This is a genomic window from Candidatus Bandiella numerosa, from assembly GCF_021811875.1.
GTDB lineage: Bacteria > Pseudomonadota > Alphaproteobacteria > Rickettsiales > Midichloriaceae > Aquirickettsia > Aquirickettsia numerosa_A.
This window is the reverse complement of sequence record NZ_JAJBJD010000291.1, coordinates 1-248: the sequence shown is the minus strand read 5'-3', so window position 1 is coordinate 248 and position 248 is coordinate 1. Positions and strand designations below refer to the sequence as shown.

General features: G+C 46.8%; 1 protein-coding gene. It reads right to left on the bottom strand.

What is annotated here, in order from left to right; all coding sequences use genetic code 11:
* Positions 1 to 46: 46 nt before the first annotated feature.
* Positions 47 to 248, bottom strand: a 202-nt coding sequence (locus L8D11_RS05645; RefSeq protein WP_236870677.1) for a hypothetical protein, incomplete at its 5' end; no start/stop codon positions are given.

Here is a 248-nt window from a genome sequence, read left to right as displayed (position 1 = left end):
CAAGGAGCAATAGTTGATGCTACGATAATAGAATCAGCCGCCCGCCCTAAAAAGATGTTAAAGGCAGTAGAGGTTGATAGAGAAGAAGGTAGTTGTCCTGTTTTTGAGGTTGAGGGATCAGAAATATGTGCGCCGTGCATGATGTAAGAGTAGAGGGTTCAAGTCCCTCATGGGCTGATATAGAGCTGTCCATTAGCTGAGGCAAGGTTAACTTCGTGAGGAGTTGGCGGAAGGAAGCTGACGGCAAA